Annotated in this window: 8 protein-coding genes and 1 pseudogene; 7 read left to right on the forward strand and 2 right to left on the reverse strand. The window is 34.0% G+C overall.

Annotated features, from left to right (window positions below; genetic code table 11):
- Positions 1–113 precede the first annotated feature (113 nt).
- Together ACN0QX_RS15405 and ACN0QX_RS15410 are read left to right on the forward strand one after the other, a co-directional pair.
- Positions 114–971, forward strand: a complete 858-nt coding sequence (locus tag ACN0QX_RS15405; protein ID WP_417198198.1) for a relaxase/mobilization nuclease domain-containing protein — start codon at positions 114–116, stop codon at positions 969–971.
- Between the two features lie 11 nt (positions 972–982).
- Positions 983–1,429, forward strand: a complete 447-nt coding sequence (locus ACN0QX_RS15410) for a DUF6730 family protein (RefSeq protein WP_417198196.1) — start codon at positions 983–985, stop codon at positions 1,427–1,429.
- A 48-nt stretch (positions 1,430–1,477) separates the two neighbouring features.
- Here the strand turns inward: ACN0QX_RS15410 and ACN0QX_RS15415 are convergent, their stop codons facing one another.
- Both ACN0QX_RS15415 and ACN0QX_RS15420 read right to left on the reverse strand, forming a co-directional pair.
- Positions 1,478–1,795: a hypothetical protein gene (locus tag ACN0QX_RS15415; RefSeq protein WP_417198197.1), complete on the reverse strand. Its 318-nt coding sequence runs from the start codon at positions 1,793–1,795 to the stop codon at positions 1,478–1,480.
- 8 nt (positions 1,796–1,803) lie between these two features.
- A complete protein-coding gene (locus ACN0QX_RS15420) occupies positions 1,804–2,034 on the reverse strand; it encodes a hypothetical protein (protein ID WP_337900168.1) in 231 nt (76 codons plus the stop codon).
- On the opposite strand from ACN0QX_RS15420, the pseudogene ACN0QX_RS15425 reads away from it, so the two are divergent.
- The 5 genes and pseudogenes from ACN0QX_RS15425 to ACN0QX_RS15445 all read left to right on the forward strand — a co-directional run.
- Positions 2,033–2,293: pseudogene (locus ACN0QX_RS15425) on the forward strand (integrase core domain-containing protein); the annotation flags it as partial. The gene ACN0QX_RS15420 and the pseudogene ACN0QX_RS15425 overlap by 2 nt on opposite strands.
- A 368-nt stretch (positions 2,294–2,661) precedes the next feature.
- Positions 2,662–2,826: an HTH domain-containing protein gene (locus ACN0QX_RS15430; protein ID WP_083833531.1), complete on the forward strand. Its 165-nt coding sequence runs from the start codon at positions 2,662–2,664 to the stop codon at positions 2,824–2,826.
- A gap of 88 nt (positions 2,827–2,914) precedes the next feature.
- The gene (locus tag ACN0QX_RS15435; protein WP_008616061.1) at positions 2,915–3,640 is read left to right on the forward strand and encodes a DUF6088 family protein; all 726 of its coding nucleotides are present in this window, start codon (positions 2,915–2,917) and stop codon (positions 3,638–3,640) included.
- On the forward strand, positions 3,637–4,620 hold the full coding sequence (locus ACN0QX_RS15440; RefSeq protein ID WP_008616060.1) for a nucleotidyl transferase AbiEii/AbiGii toxin family protein: 984 nt from the start codon (positions 3,637–3,639) through the stop codon (positions 4,618–4,620). Before ACN0QX_RS15435 ends, ACN0QX_RS15440 begins: the two co-directional genes overlap by 4 nt.
- A 59-nt stretch (positions 4,621–4,679) precedes the next feature.
- Positions 4,680–4,868, forward strand: a complete 189-nt coding sequence (locus ACN0QX_RS15445; RefSeq protein WP_040880281.1) for a winged helix-turn-helix domain-containing protein — start codon at positions 4,680–4,682, stop codon at positions 4,866–4,868.
- Positions 4,869–5,267 lie beyond the last annotated feature (399 nt).

Genomic DNA, 5,267 nt, shown 5'->3' on the forward strand with positions numbered 1-5,267 from the left:
CGCATTGGGAATATGTTTAAAAAAAGGAATCCCAAGCTAACCGATGAAGTTTACCAACTCGCTGAAGAAATCAAAAACCATTTGCAAAATTTTAAAAAATGATAGGAAAAGGAATGGCTATAGCACATACAGGGGCTTCTATGCGTTATGGAATGAATCAGGAAAAAATGTCAGAAGTGGTCTATAAAGCACACTTAGCTGGAGAGACTCCATCAGCGATAACTCAGGAATTTAAAATTATACAAGATACCAATTCCCGTTGCCAGAAAAACACCTTGAGCTTTGTACTCAGTCCAACTGTGGAAGATGGAAAGAAATTGAGTGTAAAAAAGCTAGAAGAGCTCACCGATAGGTTTGTAAAACAAATGAAACTACAACAGCATCAAGCAATGGCTTTTGTACACCGAGATAAAAAACACCTTCATGTTCACCTGTATGTAAATCGTATTGGGTTTGATGGAAAGGCTTATAATGACAGTTATATAGGAAAGCACAGTCAATTGGCAGCAGAGAAAGTGGCTAAAGAAATGCATTTAACCACCACTAGAGAGGTGCAACAAGTAAAACAACAATCGCTATTACACATTCGGGCACTTATCAAACAACAACACTTAAAAACTTTACAGACCAGGCCCAAAACCGTAGATCAGTATATAAAACGCATGCAAAAACAGGGAGTTAAAGTGATTCCTGTGATTAATAAATCCAAGCAATTGCAGGGGTTTCGGTTTGCCTATAAATCGCATAACCTAAAAGGAAGTGCTGTGCACAGAGAAATGTCAGGCGGTAAAATACTACAAGCGATTTCTTATAACAATGCAAAGGGACTAAAAATATCAAAAGATAATACCCTTAAAATAGTAAATCAAACAGTAACCCTTAATGCTAATCTAGCAGCATCCATCGCTAAAAAAGTAGCAAAACATGTTATTAAAAAAGCTATTCACACGGGGATTGGGATTGGTTATTAAAATAGAAAGCAATGGCAAAATTAGAAGAAATAGCAGCTTTGCTGACGGAGGAAATTGAAGAATTTAATGTATCGGTAGCTAAATTAGAAGGGCTGTCAAAAAAGCTTCGTGAAGTAAAAGTGAAAGCTGATACTTCACAGATTGAAGATCTGTTGGAAACACATCTAAAAAGGCAAGCGCAATTTGAAGAAGCTCAGGCTACAAACACAAAAGACTTAATTCATAGTATGGATAAGTCCATGCTATTTCCGAAATGGATAGTGGTATGTAGTATTATATACATCGTAATTTTATTAGTATTGGGTTTTAGCACGCTAAGTTACCGACATACGAATCAGCAGCTAAAAAACAAAAACGAACGTATAAAAAGACATTATCAAAGTTTTATAAAGGCATCTCCTGAAGTTGAAGCACACTATTTGAATTGGATAAACCCTCCTAAAAACCAAACGAAATAGTATTAGTTATGGTAAGATTTGGGGATTCATTTTCCCAGTAAAGAAAGCCTAGTTTTCTTTTTTCAAAAGCTTGTATGACTCATCCAAAAATTCCCCTTCTTCAAAGGGCAAAAGATTGTTTGCCAGTTCTAAAGTCCTACGAATATCTATACCATGATCTTTAATCCTGGGCGGTGAAAATGTATCGCCTTGTGCCGCCAAGATACTTACATTGATCAATGCTTCAATGGTAATAAACAAATCGGTATATCCATCAAATTCCAAAAAGGAGGGTTTATATTTTTCTTTCCGCAAATTGGAAGGCTCCAATGTGTTTAATTTATTTTTGGCCAATACTCGTAATTCCTTGATTTGTTTCTTTTTCATAGCGTTTATTATTTTAATTCTAATTGTTTCATCATAATGTTCACCTCGTCCAAAAACTCCATTTCTTCATATGGCATAAGCTGGGTAATCAATTTCAGAACTTCACTCGTATTGAATTCCGGCTCCCCTATAAACTCATTAGTAACATAATCTGCATGTAAAGCCATAATACATGTCTTAAGCAAATACAAAATAAGATCCATGGCTTCCTTATAGCTGTCCAATGGTAATAGCATCATATCCCTTAAATATATACAGCCAGGAAAACCAACACAAAATGCATTTATAGAACGGTTTAATGGATCCTACAGAAGAGGCGTCCTTAATAAATATATTTTTGATAACTTAGATCAAGTACGAGAGCAAACACAAATTTGGATGGATGATTATAACCATTATCGTCCACACAATGCTTTAGATAATCTATCCCCAGTAGCCTATGCAAAACTTAACAGTTCTGTCGATATCGACAGAACTGTTAAAAACAAGTATCTTTGACAATCTAGCAGTTCTAATTGGGGGGAGTCTACACTTGGCCGAAAATGCCGGCTATGGCTTCGACAAGATCGAAACCAACTGGGAACAATACAACCATACAGCACCCGAGTATGATATTAGTTTTGATGCTACCATTTTAAAATTTTATACCCAAAAAGAGGAAGCTGGAGTCAAAACTTCGGGGAAGCTTCGGAGAAGCTTCAGGAAGCACTTAAAAGCGACACCGTTGATAAGGGGTTGATATTAAGTATTTTAAATACGGATGCTGAAAAATATATAAATGCATTAACTTCAGATTTTCCAAAAACTTCGGAGAAACTTCGGAGAAGCTTTTAAAGGGTAGCAGCTTTAACACAGTGAAATTATTAATGCTTATGGAAGCTGATAGCACCATAACAGCAGAAAGAGCAAGTAAAATACTTGGGGTTTCTTCAAGAACCATAGAAACATATATTGCTAAATTGAAAGAATCACAATTAATAGAACGACAAGGGTCTTATAAAGAAGGGACTTGGAATACTATAAGGGAATAAACCTACATTTTAGGCAATAAAAAATAATTTGTCCAGTTTTTTATGAAATTAACTGGACATTTTTTATATTTACAAAAAGTTAAATCCATTGAAAGTTACTGATTATATAGTAGATATTATAAATAGATTCCCAAAAGGCTATGTATTCACCTATGAAGATTTTTCAGTCGAGGTGAATAAAAAGGAAGCCGTGATTAAGGCTCTTAATCGTATGGCAGCTTCAGGGCGTATTACAAAACTCTCAAAAGGAAAATATTACAAACCGGAAAAAACCGTATTTGGTGAATTGGTTCCGGAGCAATATCAAATTGTAAAAGACATCTTGGAAGATGATGGAAAGATAATAGGGTATCTCACAGGATTAAGTATTTACAATAAATTGGGGTTGACGACTCAGGTAAGTAATACTATTCAAATAGGGAAAAATGAAATCCGTCCAACCTTTAGCCGTGGGCGCTATACTATTGCTTTTATTAAGCAAAAAAATACGATTACTAAAGAAAACATTCCTTTATTACAGTTATTGGATGCCATTCGATACATCAAAAAAATTCCTGATACTACAATGGTGTCTGCATGTAGAAGGTTATTTGCCATAATAAAAGATTTGCCCAAGGAAGATTTATATACAATGGTTCGTTTATCTAAAAAATACCCTCCATCTACCCGGGCGCTTCTTGGGGCTATACTAGATGAACTTGGACAAGTTGAAATAACAGAAATACTGCAAAAGACGTTAAATTCAATTACATCATATAAGTTTCCGGGAATAAATACAGTATTATCGAACACCGAAAACTGGAATATTAAATGAAACTACACGAAAATAAAAAGCTCTTTACACAGGCTGTCAGGTTTACAGCCCAGGAAATGGACATCCGAGACGTTTATATAGAAAAAGATTACTGGATTACTTATGCTTTATATACTATTTTTACCCATGAAATTGGAAAAGAAGCTGTTTTTAAAGGTGGAACAGCATTGTCCAAATGTTTTGGTTTAATTGACCGGTTTAGTGAAGATATTGATCTAGTTGTTCTAAGGAATGAAGGAGATTCTGGTAATAAACTCACTAATAAAATTAAGAAAATCAGTAAGGTAGTATCTTCTGTACTGAATGAGGTAGAGTTAGAAAATGTTACTCAAAAAATGGGCATGAACCGAAAAACAGCTCACTCCTATAACAAAGAGTTTAAAGGAGATTACGGTCAGGTTCGAGATGTGATAATTGTAGAAGCTACCTGGTTGGGATATTTTGAACCCTATACCGAGAAAATGGTAAACTCCTATGTTTATGATATGATGAAAAATACTGGCCAGTTACAAATGATTTCGGAATATGGATTGGAACCTTTTGAGGTAAAAGTACTCGATCCCAAAAGAACCTTATGTGAGAAAATAATGAGTTTGGTTCGGTTTTCCTATGAAGAAAATGCAATAGAGGACTTAAAAAAGAAAATACGCCATACTTATGATTTATGCCTAATGCTTCAAAATGAAGGGCTTTCAAAATTCTTTTATTCAAGAGCTTTTGAATCTATGTTGCTTAAAGTCGCTAACGACGACGTAGAAAGCTTTAAAAATAATAATGCCTGGTTGGCCTACCATCCAAATGAAGCCTTGATTTTTTCCAATTTGAAAAATGTGTGGAGTCAATTAAAAAATATTTATAGTGGCAATTTTAGAAAGTTGGTTTATACCAATGGCAGGTTTCCTAATGAAAGTGAAGTTGAAGAAGCATTGATGAAAATTAAGGAAAGATTGAGTTCAATACCATGGGATATTAAAATTTAAATTATCCTATTTAATGAAGATAAGTAAGTGGTGCAATATGTAATGCAATAGGAGGCGCAATGGAAAGTTTAACCGAAAGACAGGTAGAAATCTTAGAATTAATAAAGGAAAACAACAAAATAGCTTACCTGGACGTCGCCCAACGATTAGAAATAAACAATTCTGCTGTACAAGCACATTTCAACACTCTAAAGGAAAAAGGCATCATCAAAAAATTGGAGGTACTAGAAGGTATTGGGAAGTTTTAAAAAGATAAAGTCCATCATAAAAATTTGTAAGCCTATAATCTTAATATTAAGATATTTTTGTCAGGTTATAATTTTACTTTTAACGGAAGTTTGTCAGGATAAAACCTTACGTTTTGAACTAAAAGCAGTTCAACAACCAAATAGAACTATTGATAACCTTTGAAAATGACAATCCCGGACTAGCCAAAAAGTAGTAAACAAAAATATAGGTTAACGGAAAAAGGAAAACAGATTAAATGATTTTGAAGGCGATTTTATAAATTTCAACTTGAGTATAAATTTTAGCCAAAAAATGAAAAAGATATTACCGGCTTAAAAAAACAGTATTAATTTTTTGTTTCTCATTTGTACCTCATACCCTGTTAACTCCTGTAAAATAAGGAAAGTTACATATTGTAT

This window comes from Bizionia sp., assembly GCF_048259285.1.
GTDB classification, from domain to species: domain Bacteria; phylum Bacteroidota; class Bacteroidia; order Flavobacteriales; family Flavobacteriaceae; genus Algorimicrobium; species Algorimicrobium hallyeonense.

Bases quoted from the DNA above. Each gene is read 5' to 3' on its own strand.
- ACN0QX_RS15405 (WP_417198198.1), top strand. From the start codon at position 114: ATGGCTATAGCACATACAGGGGCTTCTATGCGTTATGGAATGAATCAG.
- ACN0QX_RS15410 (WP_417198196.1), top strand. From the start codon at position 983: ATGGCAAAATTAGAAGAAATAGCAGCTTTGCTGACGGAGGAAATTGAA.
- ACN0QX_RS15415 (WP_417198197.1), bottom strand. From the start codon at position 1,795: ATGAAAAAGAAACAAATCAAGGAATTACGAGTATTGGCCAAAAATAAA.
- ACN0QX_RS15420 (WP_337900168.1), bottom strand. From the start codon at position 2,034: ATGATGCTATTACCATTGGACAGCTATAAGGAAGCCATGGATCTTATT.
- ACN0QX_RS15430 (WP_083833531.1), top strand. From the start codon at position 2,662: ATGCTTATGGAAGCTGATAGCACCATAACAGCAGAAAGAGCAAGTAAA.
- ACN0QX_RS15440 (WP_008616060.1), top strand. From the start codon at position 3,637: ATGAAACTACACGAAAATAAAAAGCTCTTTACACAGGCTGTCAGGTTT.
- ACN0QX_RS15445 (WP_040880281.1), top strand. From the start codon at position 4,680: ATGGAAAGTTTAACCGAAAGACAGGTAGAAATCTTAGAATTAATAAAG.